Here is a 15,430-nt window from a genome sequence, read left to right on the forward strand (position 1 = left end):
CCAGAGTGGTGTTCAGGGCTGTTTGCATGGCGCCGACTGGTTTTGATAGGAACGTTAGAAGGGCAGGACCAAATCGGGCCTCAGGCTATGGATGGCATCGCGAAACTCGCGTTGAATGCGTTGCAGTGCTTCATCGCTTTGAGCCTCAAAGCGTAGCACTACAACTGGCGTGGTGTTTGAAGCACGAGCCAACCCAAACCCGTCTTCATATTCCGCGCGGATTCCGTCAATGGTAATGCGATGAGCCGCTGTTGCAAACGTGCCTTGCTGTTGAAGCTGCGCGACAAATGCGTGAGGCTCGCCTTCGTTCATTTCTAATTTTAGTTCAGGTGTAGAGAGGTCTTCAGGAAGCGCCTCAAGCACGGCGCTAGGGTTGGCATGCTTAGACAAGATTTCCAGTAAGCGCACGCCGGTATAAAGCCCGTCATCAAAACCGTACCATCGCTCTTTAAAGAAAATATGGCCACTCATTTCACCCGCTAGGGGGGCGCCCGTTTCTGCTAGCTTCGCTTTGATTAATGAGTGTCCGGTTTGCCACATGAGGGGTACGCCACCGGCCTTCTCAACTTCTATGCCCACATGTCGACTACATTTGACATCGTAAATAATGGTGGCGCCGGGATCGCGCTCAAGCACGTCTTGGGCATAGAGCACCAATTGACGGTCGGGCCAAATGATCGTGCCGCTGCGGGTAACGACGCCAAGGCGGTCGGCATCACCATCAAACGCCAAGCCCAGTTCGCAGTCGGTAGCTTGAACGTGTGCGATAAGGTCAGCTAGATTGGCGGGAACCGCGGGGTCTGGGTGGTGGTTGGGGAAATTGCCATCAACCTCGCCAAATAACATGTCGACCTCGCAGCCCAGTTGGGTGTACAGGGCCTCGGCCAGCACAGCACCCGCGCCATTGCCGCAATCAATGGCTACTTTCATTGGACGAGCCAGTTTGATCGTTGTGCAGATCTCGTTGATGTACTGAGGCACCAACTGCTGCTGTAGGCAGTTGCCTGTTGTGAACTTATCTGTAGCGTGGGGACCCAACAGCATGGTTTTCTTAATGTTTTGAATGTCATCACCGTGAAGGGTTTTGCCATTAATCATCATTTTGAAACCGTTGTACTCGGGTGGGTTATGGCTTCCTGTAATGGCCACACCTGTACCTGTTTTTAGGACATGAGCCGCATAGTAAACCAAAGGCGTAGGCACAAGCCCAAGGTCAACACTATGAACACCGACGCTATTGATGCCTTGATGTAGAGTCTTGGCAAGCTCGGGGCTACTATGTCTGCCGTCATAGCCCACCACCACCGTATCCACATCTAGTCGCATTGACTCTACACCGATAGCTTGGCCTAAAGCGAAAGCAAAATTGGGGTTCAGTTGTTCAGGCACAATACCGCGAATGTCATACGCTTTAAAGACGGCCTCAGGCAAAGCTGGGGTAGGCATAGCAGAAAATCCCTTATATGGTGGAGTGTTAAGATCTCTATTATCACTCATAGGCGTATGCTTAAGGTAGGGTCCGCGTGTCAGCGGACTGGCAATATTGTTTATAAAGGTTTTTATGACGCAGCTTACTGACTTGGTTGGGCTTATTGGCACAGAAAATGTATTAACGGGTCAGGCGATGGAGCCCTACCTGAGTGATTGGCGCGGACGTTATGAAGGCACGGCGTTAGCGGTGGTTCGCCCTGCAGACACGCAAGAGGTCGTTAAGGTGGTGCAATGGTGCAGAGCGAATCGTGTGCCCATTGTTGCTCAGGGCGGTAATACAGGGTTATGTGGCGGAGCGACACCCGATCAAACAGGAAAAAGCCTTGTCGTATCTTTGGCGCGTTTAAACGCTATTCGTAGCATTGATACCGATAACGACACGATGGTGGTCGAGGCGGGGTGCATACTGCAATCGGTACAAGAAGCGGCTGACTCGGTGGATCGTCTGTTTCCCTTAAGTTTAGCGGCAGAAGGAAGTTGCACCATCGGTGGAAATCTAGCCACGAATGCTGGGGGCACTCAGGTATTGCGTTATGGCAATGTTCGTGAGCTTTGCTTGGGCTTAGAGGTAGTGTGTGCCGATGGCCAAGTTTGGAATGGGTTACGAGGTCTTCGTAAAGACAACACTGGGTACGATTTACGAAATTTGTTTATTGGTAGCGAAGGTACATTAGGCATTATTACGGCCGCGACCCTCAGGCTTTATCCCAAACCCGTGGCGCAATGTACGGCTTTGCTTGCACTTGATTCGTTAGACGATGCTGTTGCGGTGTTGGCGTCGGCGCGTAAAGGTTTTGGGGCCGCCTTAACGGGCTTTGAGGTGATCGCCCGTAATTGTTTAGAAGGGGTGGTTACGTGCTATCCCGAGCAGCGTTTGCCTTTCACGGGAGACAGCGCTGAGCAGCCTTGGTATGCCTTACTTGAGTTATCCGATAGCGAAAGTGAAGCCCATGCGCGCGAGCGATTTGAAGAAGTGCTGGGTGAGACCATCGAACAAGGTTTGGTCTCTGATGCCGTCATTGCAGAAAGCGTGGCCCAAAGTCAGGCGTTATGGCACTTGCGTGAAAGCATTCCACTGGCGGAAAAAGCGTTTGGAAAAAGTATTAAACATGATGTCTCGATACCGGTATCGTTAATTCCCGATTTTGTAGCAAATACGAATCAGGCGTTGCAATCCAAGTTTTCTGGCATCGAACACGTCATTTTTGGGCACTTAGGTGATGGTAATCTGCATTACAACGTGGCACGAGGCAGTGCTTTTAGCGAAGACGAATTGCTAGCTAAGCAAGACGACATTTATCGTGTGGTCCATGACAGGGTGCACCGTTATCAGGGGTCGATTAGCGCCGAGCATGGGGTAGGCCAATTAAAGCGAGATTTACTTGTTGATTATAAAGATCCTGTAGAGCTGGCCTTAATGCATAGTATTAAACGCGCACTTGACCCAGAAAACCTATTCAATCCTGGGAAAGTATTAAACGTTTAAGGCCGACGTGATGCGTTGCTTTTGCGCTTTGCATCACGGTTCCGCTGATGCTATCGGCGTTGGCAGGCCGAGCAGAAATACGTGGCGCGCTGGTTTTGTACGATACGTTTAATAGGGCGCTCGCATTTAGGACAAGGAAGTCCCACTTTGTCGTAAACGCGAGCATGAAGCTCAAAATAAGCACCCGGCTCGCCCGTAGTAGTGACATAATCTCGTAACGTCGAGCCGCCGGACTCTAGCGCGTCGTGTAAGGTGTCCACAATGGATTGGTGTAGCCGTTTGATTCGCGTTAATGACAGTGTGTTGGCCGTGGCCATTGGATGAATCCCCGCTCTAAATAGGGCTTCAGAGGCGTAGATATTTCCAACACCAACCACGATCGAGCCACTTAATAGCGCCGGTTTAACGGCCATACTTCGTTTTTGCAAGCCGTCAAACAGCAGCTTAGCTGTGAAATCGGTGCTAAAGGGTTCCACGCCCAGTCGCTTTAGTAATGGATGCTCGGATAAGTCGCCCTCTTCAGTAGGGTGCCAAAGCACCGAACCAAAGCGACGCGGATCATGCAGCAGAAAGCGAGCGTCTTCCAGTATCCATTCGGCATGGTCGTGCTTTAAGCGTGGAGCATCAAGCGCTACACGACGCAGCGATCCCGACATTCCTAAATGTATTAATTGGGTACCATGTGCAAAGCGCAATAGTAAATACTTTCCTCGGCGCTCGCAGGCCAGTATGGTTTGGTTGTTGATAAGGCGAGGTAACTCGGCGGGAATAGGCCAACGCATCCGAGACTCGTGTACGATAAATTGTTTTAACGTTTGGCCATTCATGATCGTCGCAATTCCGCGACGCGTGGTTTCAACTTCTGGTAGTTCTGGCATAGGGGGGTGATAACATCAATGAATCATGCGGTCTTATGTTGCCATCTGACGCTTAATTTTATGCGCCGTTGCGCTGGTTTTATTGGATGAATTTTTACTCCTTACTGTTTAGCACGTTATTACTCGGGCCGCTTTCTTTTGGGTTATCTGTGGCGCTAGCAAATGAAAGGTTGCCTGCTGAGCAGTCAGTAGAGCGTATTCATTTGCGTAGTGGTGAATTACCCGAAGTTAGCCTCAGTGCGGACATACTTTATCGTATTCTGGTTGCAGAAGTGGCTGTGCAACAGGGCGATTTTGAAGCCGCCAGTCAAACGTTCTTGAGTTTAGCGCGCGACACCTTAGACCCTCGCTTTGCGCAACGAGCCTTCCAGTTTTCGATGGCCGATCGTAACTTAGCACGCGCGTTGCGAGCAGCAAAAGATTGGAGCCTGCTGGCGCCTAATGACCCAGAAGCCAAAGCGACTGCCTTGGCTTTGGAAGCATCCACGGGTAATACCACTGGATTGGCTCAGGCGCTGTATCAACGAATTGAAAGCGCTCGAAATAAAGAGCAAGCGGTGATTCAAGCGCTGGGTATTGTCAGTAAAATGGTTGATCCCCGCTTGGCGTTTGACGTGCTAGAACAGGCGCTACCCAGCGATGTGCGAAACTTGGCCATCGCTCATTTGGCGTTAGCGGATACCGCTTGGGGGGCTCAACGCAAAGAGCGTGCTTTGCACGAGGCTAAACAAGCCTTAGTGCAAGCCCCCGGTTCTGAGGCGGCCGCTCAGCGAGTGCTTGAGTACGGGTTAGAGCTTGATCCCGATCAGGCGCTGGCCGATGCCCAACAGTTCGCATTGCAATATCCCGAGTCACGCAAATTGCACTTGTTGCTCATTAATCGCTTGGTTGATTATCAACGCTACGATGAAGCGCTAGCGGTTGTGCAGACAATGCAAAGCCGTAACCCTGAAGATTTTGATTTGCTCTACACCGAGGCCGAAATTAATGCGCGAGCCGAACGATTTGGCGAAGCCAGAACATTATTGAATGAATTTATCAGTGTGCAAAGCCAGCGACGTCGTTCTGTGCACGACCAGGCCAGTAATGCGCTAGCCAATATATCGGATGCGCGTTTAGCGTTGGTGCAAATAGCTGAGCAACAGGGAAATTACTCCGAAGCCATTAAACAGTTAGAGTTAATTGAAGAGCCCGCCTTACGCTTTCAGGCGGTGGTGCATAAGGCGGTATTAGAAGCGCGCTCAGGAGACATGCGGCGCGCTCAGCGTACGCTCGACATGAGCGGTGCGCAAGGCACTCAAGAACAAGCGGTAGTGGCCTTAACGCGCGCCTCGATTTATCGGCAGGCAAGCCGTACGGATGAAGCTGTTGAGGTGCTAGAGCGAGCCGATCGCGAGTTGCCTGATACCGCTGAAATTAAGTATGACTTAGCGATGCTTTACGAGCGTCAGTCTCGTTATGATGAATTCGAGCGTTTAATGAAGCAGGTCATCGACTTACAGCCGACCGATGCAAACGCTTATAACGCCTTAGGTTATACCTATGCGGATCAAAACCGCAAGCTCAACGAAGCGCAAGATCTACTCGAACAAGCGCTAGAGCTAGACCCCAATAATCCCTACATATTAGATAGTGTGGGTTGGTATTTGTATCGAATTGGTGATAACCAAGGGGCCTTGGAGTATTTGCGTCGTTCGTACGAGCAATTGCCAGAAGCTGAGGTTGCTGCGCATTTGGGCGAGGTCTACTGGGCAAAAGGCTTTCAAGATGATGCAAAACAAGTCTGGACTGAGGGTTTCGGTTTAGATCCCCAGAACCCTATTTTGCTTGAAACGCTTAAGCGTTTCGGTGTGCAGCTACCATGAATAAAATACGTTTTTGCTCAGACACTGCGATATCGTGGTTGCTACGCGTTAGTGTCATTTTTGCCCTGATCTTAGTAACGGCGTGTACAACAGTGCCCACCGTTTCTGACCACGTAGCGCAAAGCAGTGACTTTACGCGTAATGGACGTTTCGCTATTAACGTGCAATACCACAATGGGCAGCGCGATGCGGTCCAAGGGGGCTTCTCTTGGGTTGAGGTAAATCAGCAACTACAGCTTGATTTACATAACCCGATGGGCAGTATTTTAGCCAGAGTGATGGTTAGCGATAATGAAGCCGTCTTATATCGTACCGACGGTAGTACCGAGCAAGCGGCTGATCCGGATGCTCTGGTCGAGCAGGTCTTAGGCAGTCCTATCCCCGTTTCTAAATTACGCAGTTGGTTGCGTGGCGAGGTTGCTAATACGGCGCATAACGTAACGCACTCCGACTCCAGCCCCGTCTCATTTTCCGATGACGGGTGGCGCGTTCGCCTACAACGTTATGATGCGTATGGCCCTCGTTTGTTAGTGTTGAATCGTAATGACAGCCAGAGCAACATAAGTGTGCGCTTGGTTATTGATCAGTAAGGCTTAATTGATGTCGTTGCGACTTTATGATGTTCCGGCTCCCGCCAAGCTCAATTTGTTTTTGCATGTGGTGGGCAGACGGCCCGATGGTTATCACCTTCTGCAGACGGTGTTTCATTTTATCGATCTGCAAGATGTGTTGAGCTTTGAACGTCGTTCGGATGGAAAAATTGTCAGAGAGAACGAAAGCCTGGTGGGTTTAGCGCCTGCGGATGACCTGATCGTAAAAGCAGCCACCTTATTGCAACAAGCAACGGGAACATCCTATGGAGTGCAGTTGGATTGCGTGAAGCGTATCCCAGCGGGTGGGGGCTTAGGGGGCGGTTCAAGTGATGCGGCGACTACACTGATTGCTTTGAACCGGTTATGGGGCACAGGATTGTCACGGCCACAGCTCATGGCGTTGGGCCTACAGCTTGGTGCCGATGTTCCGGTTTTTATCTATGGTGTTAACGCTTTTGCGGATGGCATTGGTGAGCAATTGCAAGGCGTCGATTTGCCTACATGTCATTACAACATCGTGCGCCCAGCAGCTTTCGTTTCTACCGCTGATGTTTTCTCTGATGCGGGCTTGACAAGAGATACTCCTACGATCATAATGACGGACTTTGCTCGATGGCAAACAGAACAGGTTTCTGGGGCTTGTGAGCAAAAAAATAACGTGCTAGAATCACTGCCGTTGTTCGGCAAGAATGATTTAGAGTCTATTGTTTGCAAGAAACATAAGCCGGTGGCAGATGTTTTAAATAGCTTGCAAGGTTTAGATTTAAATGCTAGAATGACGGGCTCGGGTTCTTGTGTTTTTGTAGGGCACAGTAACTACGAAGTCGCTGTTAGACAGCATGATCGTATTAGCAGTAATATGCTAGATCTGACTAATAACGGGCGGAAGTTGGTTGAAGGGCATTGGTTGGTATCAAGCCTAAGCGATCACCCGCTACGTTCTTGGTTAAATTGAATTTTGGGGAATAGCCAAGCTGGTTAAGGCACCGGATTTTGATTCCGGCATGCGAAGGTTCGAATCCTTCTTCCCCAGCCACTTTCCAGACCTAACCCGTCTGCGGTATTGTAAAGCTGTTGAGTCGTATCCTGTCGGGCTGCGGCCAACAGCTTTGCTTTTTCACTGCACTCTCAATACATCCGCACACCTCATGGCACACGACCGCTTCATGATTTTCACCGGCACAGCTAACCCACGTTTAGCTGTTGATGTGGTTAATCACCTAGATATGTCCTTGGGTAAAATGACGGTAGGCCGCTTCTCCGACGGCGAAGCAATGGTCGAAATCAACGAGAACGTTCGCGGTCGCGATGTTTTTGTGCTTCAGCCCACCTGCGCACCCACCAACGATAACCTAATGGAAATTATGGTCATGGTTGATGCTCTGCGTCGCGCGTCGGCGGGTCGCATCACTGCTGCCATTCCCTATTTCGGTTACGCTCGCCAAGATCGTCGTCCTCGCTCAGCCCGTGTTTCTATCTCAGCCAAAGTGGTTGCTAACATGTTGCAAGTGGCCGGGGTTGATCGTGTGATGACAATGGATTTACACGCCGATCAAATCCAGGGGTTCTTCGATATCCCTGTTGATAACATTTATGCTTCGCCTATTTTGCTGGGCGACATTTGGCGTTGTAATTACGAAAACCTCGTTGTGGTATCGCCTGATATTGGCGGTGTAGTACGTGCACGAGCACTTGCGAAGCAACTTGAGGTGGACTTGGCCATTATTGATAAACGCCGCCCCCGTGCAAACGTCTCCGAAGTCATGAATATTATCGGTGATGTAAACGGACGCACGTGTATTTTGATGGACGACATGGTTGATACAGCAGGTACCTTGTGTAAGGCCGCTGAAGCGTTAAAAGAACGCGGTGCTGGCGCAGTTTACGCGTATTGCACTCACCCTGTTTTGTCCGGTGAGGCGGTAGAACGCATCAGCAATTCGCAACTCAACGAGCTAGTGGTCACAGATACCATTCCCTTATCAGCCGAAGCACGCGAATGCAGTAAAATTCGTCAGTTGTCATGTGCCGCGCTGTTAGGTGAGACAATGCTGCGGATTTCCAATGCCGAGTCCGTCAGTTCGTTATTCGTAGATTAAGTTTTTAGGCTTACTGGTCGCGGTAAGCCTTAGTTGTATGCGGGTGTTAATGCCTAGCATATGTAAACCGGCCTTAAGGCCAATTTGGAGTTAATCCCATGAAATTCTCAGCCTCCACGCGTAGCGTACAGGGTTCGGGTGCGAGCCGCCGCCTGCGTCGCGCTGGTCAGGTTCCTGCCATTGTTTATGGCGGTGCAGCCGAACCACAACGTATCGCTTTAGATCATAACCAGATCTATCACGATTTACGTAAAGATGTATTCCACGCTTCCATCCTTACGATGGAATTAGATGGTAAGCCTGTACAGGTTCTACTGCGTTCAGTGCAGTGGCACCCTTATAAACAGCAGGTTTTACACGTCGATTTTCAGCGTGTGTCAGCCAAAGAAGCGATTACTACTCGTGTACCATTGGCTTTCATTAATGGTGACGAGTCACCAGCTGTTAAATTGCACAACCAAGTAATCAGTCAGGTTCTTACTGACCTCGAAATTACATGTTTGCCTGGTGATTTACCACCTTCTATTGAAGTGGACTTGGGTCAAATGGAAGCCAGTGCTACATTGACCTTAGCATCGGTTACTTTGCCTGCTGGCGTTGAATACGCTGGTGCAAGCACTGATCCTGATCCCGTACTTGCTGCTGCGTTAGCAACAGGCGGTGGTCAAGCTGCAAGTGATGACGAAGGTGAAGCCGACGCTGAAGGCGAAGGCAGCGCTAGCGAAGAGTAACTTCCAATCGCGTTACGGCTTAGCGTATACCGATTTGGTTTGCTTTGCTTCCAAACCCCTGCCGGCTTATGCTGGCAGGGGTTTGTTTTTGTATAGTAACAATCGCTATAAAGGTGTTTTGGGTTTATGAGTGATCCTATACGCTTAATTATTGGCCTCGGTAATCCGGGCCCCGAGTATCAGCTAACTCGGCATAATGCCGGCTTTTGGTTAGCGGATCAGTTCGCCGAACAATTACATGCGCGTTTTACCTTAGAAAAGAATTTTTCAGCGTGGGTGGCTAAAGGGCGTTTCAACGGAGAGGCGGTGATTATTGCCAAACCCACTACCTTTATGAATCGTTCGGGCTTAGCGGCTGGCGCCTTGGCTCGTTTTTATAAGCTTGAAAGTCATCAAGTGCTCGTGCTGCATGACGAGCTTGACCTAATGCCGGGTCAGGTAAAGATTAAGTTCGGAGGCGGCCACGCGGGGCATAACGGATTGCGTGACATACACCGCGTGTATGGTAGCCCGAATTATTGGCGTTTGCGTTTGGGTATAGGTCATCCCCGCACCTTAGGTTTAGCGCAACAGGTTGCTGCCTTTGTTTTGAATGCGCCTCGCAAACAAGAGCTCGACGATATTCACGATATGCTCACGCGCTGTGATCGTGCGCTGCCTGATTTGTTGAGTGGCGATATGGAGGCAGTAGCGCGCGAGTTACATGCCAGCAATCGTGCGTAAGGATGGTATGAAAAAATCCCCGTTTCGCGCCGAGCTACATGATTTTTTTGGATTTTTACGATCGCCAACCTTAAGTCGTCGCCCAATTAAGCGTGCGGCGAGCCATGCTGTATCGACAGATTGGTTTGGCGGGCTGGATTTCTCCAGAATACTGCTTTGGGCGTTGTGTCTATGGGCGATCAATCTTTTGGTATTTGGTCCCTTAGCAGCCATGGCAGCCGGAGCAGCAGGGGCCCAACACCGTTTGAATTTGCATAGTATTCCGTGGTTGCAGGCATTAATTTGGGCGCCCATTGTCGAGGAGCTGGTCTTTAGATATGGCTTACGACGTCCTGCGCTGATGCTGTGGGTGGTGCCGATTGCGGCCGTGTGCATGGTGACTGGGCCTGTTTGGTATAGTGCTGCGCTGGTGGCACTGATCTTGCTTTTATTGATGCAGCCGATTTTTTTTCCTCATCAGCGCTTCGCGTATCGGCCTAAGCGTAGTGCTGGTGCTGTTAGTACAGGTGTTAATCGTCTATTACAGGTTACGTTAGCGAAACGGGCGCTGGATTATGCCGTCTTAACGCATTATCGACAGCATTTTATTTGGATCGTTTACGGCTCGACCTTGGCTTTTGCGGCCTTACATTTATATAATTTTATTTTTACAACAATACCCCTTTGGTTGTTGCCACTCATGGTGCTGCCCCAGTTTGTAACGGGTCTGGTTTTGGCATGGATGCGCGTACGGCGGGGTATTGGTGCCGCCATTGTTTTGCACGCGGTGTTTAATGGTGGTCCACTTTTGTTAGTGTGGCTTATTGTCCGTTTTATGCCAGAACTGGCAGCGTAGTGCTTTATTAGCAACGAGATTCGTTATCGCTGGTTCGCTAAGGCTACAATAACGCTTTTTTAATCCCCTTGTTTTCAGGAACGTCATGTCACTTCAATGCGGCATTGTTGGCCTGCCCAACGTTGGTAAATCCACTCTGTTTAACGCGCTAACCAAGGCCGAGATCGCCGCGGAAAATTATCCTTTCTGCACCATCGAGCCCAACGTCGGCGTTGTTGAGGTACCCGATGCGCGTCTCGCTCCTTTGTCCGACATCGTCAACCCCGAGCGTGTTTTACCCGCCGTGGTCGAGTTCGTGGATATCGCAGGTCTTGTTGCTGGGGCATCCGAGGGCGAGGGTCTAGGCAACCAGTTCTTGGCCAATATTCGTGAAACCGATGCCATCGTGCACGTGGTGCGATGTTTTGAAGATGACAACGTGGTGCACGTAGCAGGGAAGGTTGATCCTATTGCTGACATCGAAGTCATTCATACTGAATTGGCTCTCGCTGATATGGCGAGCGCTGAACGCGCCTTACAGCGCAATGCACGCAGTGCTCGTTCGGGTGATAAAGACTCCATTCGTTTGTGTAAGGCGCTAGAACGTATTATTGCGGCGTTGGATCAAGGTACGCCTGTGCGCGCACTGGATTTTGACGAAGGCGATCAACTCGCTATTCAACAGTTTCATTTCATCACCGCCAAGCCGACGATGTACGTGGCCAATGTCAAAGAGGGTGGGTTTGAGAACAATCCTCTGCTTGATTTGGTTGTGGGTTACGCCACCAAAGAAGGCTCGCCAGTGGTGGCCGTTTGCGCCGCCATCGAAGCTGAAGTCGCACAGCTTGATGACGAAGATAAAAGCGTTTTCCTTGAAGACATGGGCATGACTGAGCCCGGATTAAACCGCGTCATTCGTGCCGGTTACTCCTTACTCGGTTTGCAAACCTACTTTACGGCAGGTGTAAAAGAAGTCAGAGCCTGGACGGTGCCTATTGGTGCCACAGCGCCTCAAGCAGCAGGCGTGATTCATACGGATTTCGAGCGCGGGTTTATCCGAGCTCAAACCATTGCCTACGATGACTTTATCCAGTTCAAAGGCGAGCAGGGCGCTAAAGAAGCCGGAAAAATGCGTGCGGAAGGAAAAGATTACGTAGTAAAAGACGGTGACGTACTGAATTTCTTATTTAATGTCTAATCGCGTGCGTCGTGATGTGATCGTGCTGCCGAAAGGCCGTGATACACAAACGGGTGGTTTTAGCCGCATTCGCTCTTAAGGATACCGAGATTATGTTTGATCATATTGAAGCTTTTGGGGGAGATCCCATCTTCAAAATTGGCGAGGCATTTCATGCCGACCCTCGTCAGAAAAAAGTGAATTTAACGGTAGGTTTGTACTATAACGATGCGGGTGAAATTCCCCTGCTGAGTTGCGTTGAAAAATCTGAGCAGCGTTGGGCTGCACAGCGCCAGCCTCGTCCTTACCTTCCTATAGAAGGTTTAGAAAGCTACCGTAAGGCTGTACAAGGTCTTGTGTTTGGTGCTGATTCGGCCGCGCTAGCAGAGGGACGTATTGCTACAATTCAAACCCTGGGTGGGACAGGTGCGCTAAAAGTCGGTGGGGATTTCCTCCATGCGGCATATCCCGATGCTGAAATGTGGATTAGCGACCCCGCTTGGGATAACCACCACGCTATTTTTCAGGGCGCTGGAATTCCTACCCATTCTTATCGTTATTACGACAAGCAAACCCAAGGCTTGGATTTCGAAGGAATGCTCGAGGACATCCGTCAATTGAAGCCTCATAGCATTGTGTTATTACATCCTTGCTGCCATAACCCAACTGGGGTCGATCTCAGTGCCGAACAATGGCTGGCCCTCATTCCGGTCTTACGCGATAAACAGTTAATTGCGTTTGTGGATATGGCCTATCAGGGTTTTGGTAAAGGGTTGGACGAGGATGCTTTTGCCATCCGCGAGATGGAGAAAGCAGGGTTAACCTTCTTTGTTGCTAACTCGTTCTCTAAGAATTTCTCGTATTATGGCGAGCGCTGTGGTGGGCTTTCGGTGGTTTGTGCGACGGCGGATGAAGCCAGTCGTGTATTAGGTCAGCTTAAAGCCGCGGTACGCCGTATCTACTCAAACCCACCTGTTCATGGTGGTCAGGCGGTAGCAGGGGTTTTGAATGACCCTGCGCTTGTTGCCGAATGGAAGGCCGAGGTAACCGCCATGCGAGAGCGTATTGCCGGAATGCGGCAAGCGGCTCACGATAAGCTAAAACATAAAGCCCCAGAGTACGATTCTAGCTACTTCGTCAAACAGCAAGGTATGTTTTGTTATACCGGCTTAAGTACCGCACAACTACAGCGTTTACGTGACGAGTTTGCCGTTTATATTATTGATTCGGGTCGTATCAGTGTGCCTGGTCTTAATATGGATAACATCGATTACTTTGTTGAGGCAGTAGCGGCGGTGGTTAGCACTGCGGTTACAGAGTCTGTATAAACGATATTCGGTTTGACCGATTGACTCGAATGTATGGGTGTTGCGACACGGATCGCGACACCCATACATGATGAAATGGTTGGTAGTCAGTCTAAAAATTAAAATAATGCGCGTAGCGCAAGGAGTTGACACATGCGTGGTTTAGCATCAATGGTAGTGGCGATGTGCCTACTGCCGGCTGCAGTCGTAGCGAAACCCATCAAGGTCGGTATTGCTAATGATATCTCGGGGCCTTTCTCGGCGATTGGCGCAGAAACCCGTGATGGTTTTAATCTGGCAATTAAGCAGCTTGACGGTAAGTTAGGTGGCTTTCCTGCCGAGTTTTTGCAAAATGATATGGGCGGCAACCCAGATCAGGCTCGGCAACTTGTGAACCGCTATGTGCAACGAGAAAATATTGATTTCTTTACGGGGCCGGTGGGCTCAAACGTTGCGTTAGCGGTAGGCCCTACACTGTTTAACGCTAAGGTGCCTTTTGTCTCAAGCAATCCGGGCCCCAGCCAGTTTGCGGGTAAGCAGTGCAATGCTTATTGGTTTGGCGCAGCCTATCAAAATGATGCTTTCCATGAGGCAGCAGGAAAAGTCGCTGCGACTCGCGGCTACAAAAACATGGTGATCTTAGCGCCCGATTATCCCGGCGGCAGAGACGGGCTAACGGGTTTTAAACGCGGCTATGATCAACCCGTAAACCAGGAAATTTATACGCGTTTAGGTCAGATTGACTACGGCGCAGAGCTTGCACAAGTTCGCGCAGCAAAGCCTGATGCCGTGTATATCTTCATGCCCAGCACAATGGGTATTAATTTCATTAAGCAATACGTGGCTGCAGGGCTGTCTATTGATACCCCGCTAATTGGTCCTGGGTTTTCCGGTGACGAGGATATTATTCAAGCAGTGGGCGACGCGATGCTGGGTATGTATAACACAGCGCAGTGGGCTCAAGACCTTGATAATGACGCTAACCGTGCTTTTGTGAAAGCCTTTAGGGCCGAGTACGATGGCCGTTACCCATCCGTGTATGCAGCGCAAGCTTATGACGTGTTGTTAGCCTTAGATGCTGCCGTGCGCCAAGTTGATGGCAATGTGGATGATAAAGAAGCCGTACTAAAAGCCTTGAAAGCCGCTGACTACGATTCGGTGCGTGGCGATTACGTGTATGGCAGCAATAATTATCCCATTCAATCGTATTACTTGCGTGTTGTAGATAAAGACGAAAATGGTCAACTGATTAACCGGTTGGTAGAGCAGGTCTTTGATCAATACCAAGACGTGTATGTTGACGAGTGTAAGCTGTAACGCGGCGTTTAGACGCTGGTAGATGTTATGACCCCCATCTTAGTTTTCGAGCAATTGTTAAACGGCCTTCAGTTCGGTTTAATGCTGTTTTTAATTGCCGCTGGGCTCACCTTGGTGTTCGGCATTATGGACATCATGAATCTGGCGCATGGATCGTTCTACATGGTGGGGGCCTATGTGGCAGCCGACACCATGCAGCGCACGGGCTCGTTCGTGTTGGCGGTGTTGGTGGCTGTGTTGGCCACGGGGGTTGTGGCTATTATCGTCGAGCTACTGATTATGCGACGCTTGGTCGTACGCGATCATTTGGCTCAAGTATTAGGCAGTTACGCCATCATTTTAATCGCCAACGATGCGGTGAAAATGATATGGGGTCCGGCTCCACAACTTCTTAATATGCCCTCGTTGCTCTCTGGTCCCGTACGCCTGTTGCCCGACCTCTTGTATTCATCGTATCGACTGATGATGATTGCTTTAGGGGTGATGCTGGCATTGGGGCTTTATTATTTTGTGACCCGCACGCGAGCGGGTACCTTGGTACGGGCCGGCGCGTCAAATCGACAAATGGCGACGCTAATGGGTGTGCGAGTCCCCCTTTTATTTCTTAGTGTATTTACCCTAGGTGCCATGTTGGCGGCAGCGGCAGGCGCCTTGATGGGGCCGATCAGCGCGGTGCAAATCGGTATGGGCGAAGATATTCTGATTTTGGTACTGGTATGCATCGTGATAGGGGGTATAGGTTCGGTGCGCGGTGCGCTAGTCGGTGCGCTGATTGTGGGCATGGTCGATACCGCTGGTAGAGCCTTCCTACCGTTACTGCTGCGAGAGGTTTTGCCTGGAAACATTGCAACCAGTGTAGGCCCCATGTTGGCCGCAATTTCGATTTACGTGTTGATGGCTGTGGTGTTGGTGTTTAAGCCTTCCGGCTTGTTTCCGGCAAGAGGATAAT

General features: G+C 50.3%; 14 protein-coding genes and 1 tRNA gene. 13 read left to right on the forward strand and 2 right to left on the reverse strand.

The genetic code is table 11. The features are described 5' to 3' along the window. Positions 1 to 54: 54 nt before the first annotated feature. Positions 55 to 1,446, reverse strand: coding sequence for a phosphomannomutase/phosphoglucomutase (locus AC2UZI_RS04135; RefSeq protein WP_486942554.1), 1,392 nt, complete (start codon positions 1,444 to 1,446; stop codon positions 55 to 57). A gap of 115 nt (positions 1,447 to 1,561) precedes the next feature. Between AC2UZI_RS04135 and AC2UZI_RS04140 the strand changes: the two genes are divergently transcribed. Then, entirely contained in the window at positions 1,562 to 2,977 is a 1,416-nt protein-coding gene (locus AC2UZI_RS04140) for an FAD-binding oxidoreductase (protein ID WP_486942555.1), read from the forward strand. Positions 2,978 to 3,027: 50 nt separating this feature from the next. Here the strand turns inward: AC2UZI_RS04140 and mutM are convergent, their stop codons facing one another. Beyond that, complete coding sequence (mutM, locus tag AC2UZI_RS04145; RefSeq protein WP_486942556.1) at positions 3,028 to 3,855, reverse strand: bifunctional DNA-formamidopyrimidine glycosylase/DNA-(apurinic or apyrimidinic site) lyase; 828 nt, start codon at positions 3,853 to 3,855, stop codon at positions 3,028 to 3,030. 86 nt (positions 3,856 to 3,941) lie between these two features. Here mutM and AC2UZI_RS04150 point away from each other — a divergent pair, with 86 nt between their 5' ends. The 12 genes from AC2UZI_RS04150 (at position 3,942) to AC2UZI_RS04205 (ending at position 15,429) form a co-directional block, all read left to right on the forward strand. Then, on the forward strand, positions 3,942 to 5,720 hold the full coding sequence (locus tag AC2UZI_RS04150) for a tetratricopeptide repeat protein (protein ID WP_486942557.1): 1,779 nt from the start codon (positions 3,942 to 3,944) through the stop codon (positions 5,718 to 5,720). Further along, positions 5,717 to 6,310 carry an outer membrane lipoprotein LolB gene (locus AC2UZI_RS04155; protein WP_486942558.1) on the forward strand — a complete coding sequence of 198 codons (594 nt, stop codon included), beginning with the start codon at positions 5,717 to 5,719 and terminating at the stop codon, positions 6,308 to 6,310. Before AC2UZI_RS04150 ends, AC2UZI_RS04155 begins: the two co-directional genes overlap by 4 nt. A 16-nt stretch (positions 6,311 to 6,326) precedes the next feature. Continuing rightward, the gene (gene ispE / locus AC2UZI_RS04160; protein ID WP_486943711.1) at positions 6,327 to 7,268 is read left to right on the forward strand and encodes a 4-(cytidine 5'-diphospho)-2-C-methyl-D-erythritol kinase; all 942 of its coding nucleotides are present in this window, start codon (positions 6,327 to 6,329) and stop codon (positions 7,266 to 7,268) included. 4 nt (positions 7,269 to 7,272) lie between these two features. Next, positions 7,273 to 7,349, forward strand: a tRNA-Gln gene (locus tag AC2UZI_RS04165). 112 nt (positions 7,350 to 7,461) lie between these two features. Continuing rightward, on the forward strand, positions 7,462 to 8,412 hold the full coding sequence (locus AC2UZI_RS04170; RefSeq protein ID WP_486942559.1) for a ribose-phosphate pyrophosphokinase: 951 nt from the start codon (positions 7,462 to 7,464) through the stop codon (positions 8,410 to 8,412). 98 nt (positions 8,413 to 8,510) lie between these two features. Continuing rightward, a complete protein-coding gene (locus AC2UZI_RS04175) occupies positions 8,511 to 9,143 on the forward strand; it encodes a 50S ribosomal protein L25/general stress protein Ctc (RefSeq protein ID WP_486942560.1) in 633 nt (210 codons plus the stop codon). A 126-nt stretch (positions 9,144 to 9,269) separates the two neighbouring features. Then, entirely contained in the window at positions 9,270 to 9,866 is a 597-nt protein-coding gene (gene pth / locus AC2UZI_RS04180) for an aminoacyl-tRNA hydrolase (protein ID WP_486942561.1), read from the forward strand. Positions 9,867 to 9,873: 7 nt separating this feature from the next. Next, positions 9,874 to 10,701 (forward strand): CPBP family glutamic-type intramembrane protease, encoded by an 828-nt coding sequence (locus AC2UZI_RS04185; RefSeq protein ID WP_486942562.1) that lies wholly within the window; start codon positions 9,874 to 9,876, stop codon positions 10,699 to 10,701. 85 nt (positions 10,702 to 10,786) lie between these two features. Further along, the gene (gene ychF, locus AC2UZI_RS04190) at positions 10,787 to 11,878 is read left to right on the forward strand and encodes a redox-regulated ATPase YchF (RefSeq protein ID WP_486942563.1); all 1,092 of its coding nucleotides are present in this window, start codon (positions 10,787 to 10,789) and stop codon (positions 11,876 to 11,878) included. Positions 11,879 to 11,970: 92 nt separating this feature from the next. Continuing rightward, positions 11,971 to 13,185: an amino acid aminotransferase gene (locus AC2UZI_RS04195; RefSeq protein WP_486942564.1), complete on the forward strand. Its 1,215-nt coding sequence runs from the start codon at positions 11,971 to 11,973 to the stop codon at positions 13,183 to 13,185. A 132-nt stretch (positions 13,186 to 13,317) separates the two neighbouring features. Next, on the forward strand, positions 13,318 to 14,481 hold the full coding sequence (locus AC2UZI_RS04200; RefSeq protein WP_486942565.1) for an ABC transporter substrate-binding protein: 1,164 nt from the start codon (positions 13,318 to 13,320) through the stop codon (positions 14,479 to 14,481). Positions 14,482 to 14,508: 27 nt separating this feature from the next. Beyond that, the gene (locus AC2UZI_RS04205) at positions 14,509 to 15,429 is read left to right on the forward strand and encodes a branched-chain amino acid ABC transporter permease (protein WP_486942566.1); all 921 of its coding nucleotides are present in this window, start codon (positions 14,509 to 14,511) and stop codon (positions 15,427 to 15,429) included. Position 15,430: the final 1 nt, after the last annotated feature.

Source organism: Paenalcaligenes sp. DL 463, from assembly GCF_057475185.1.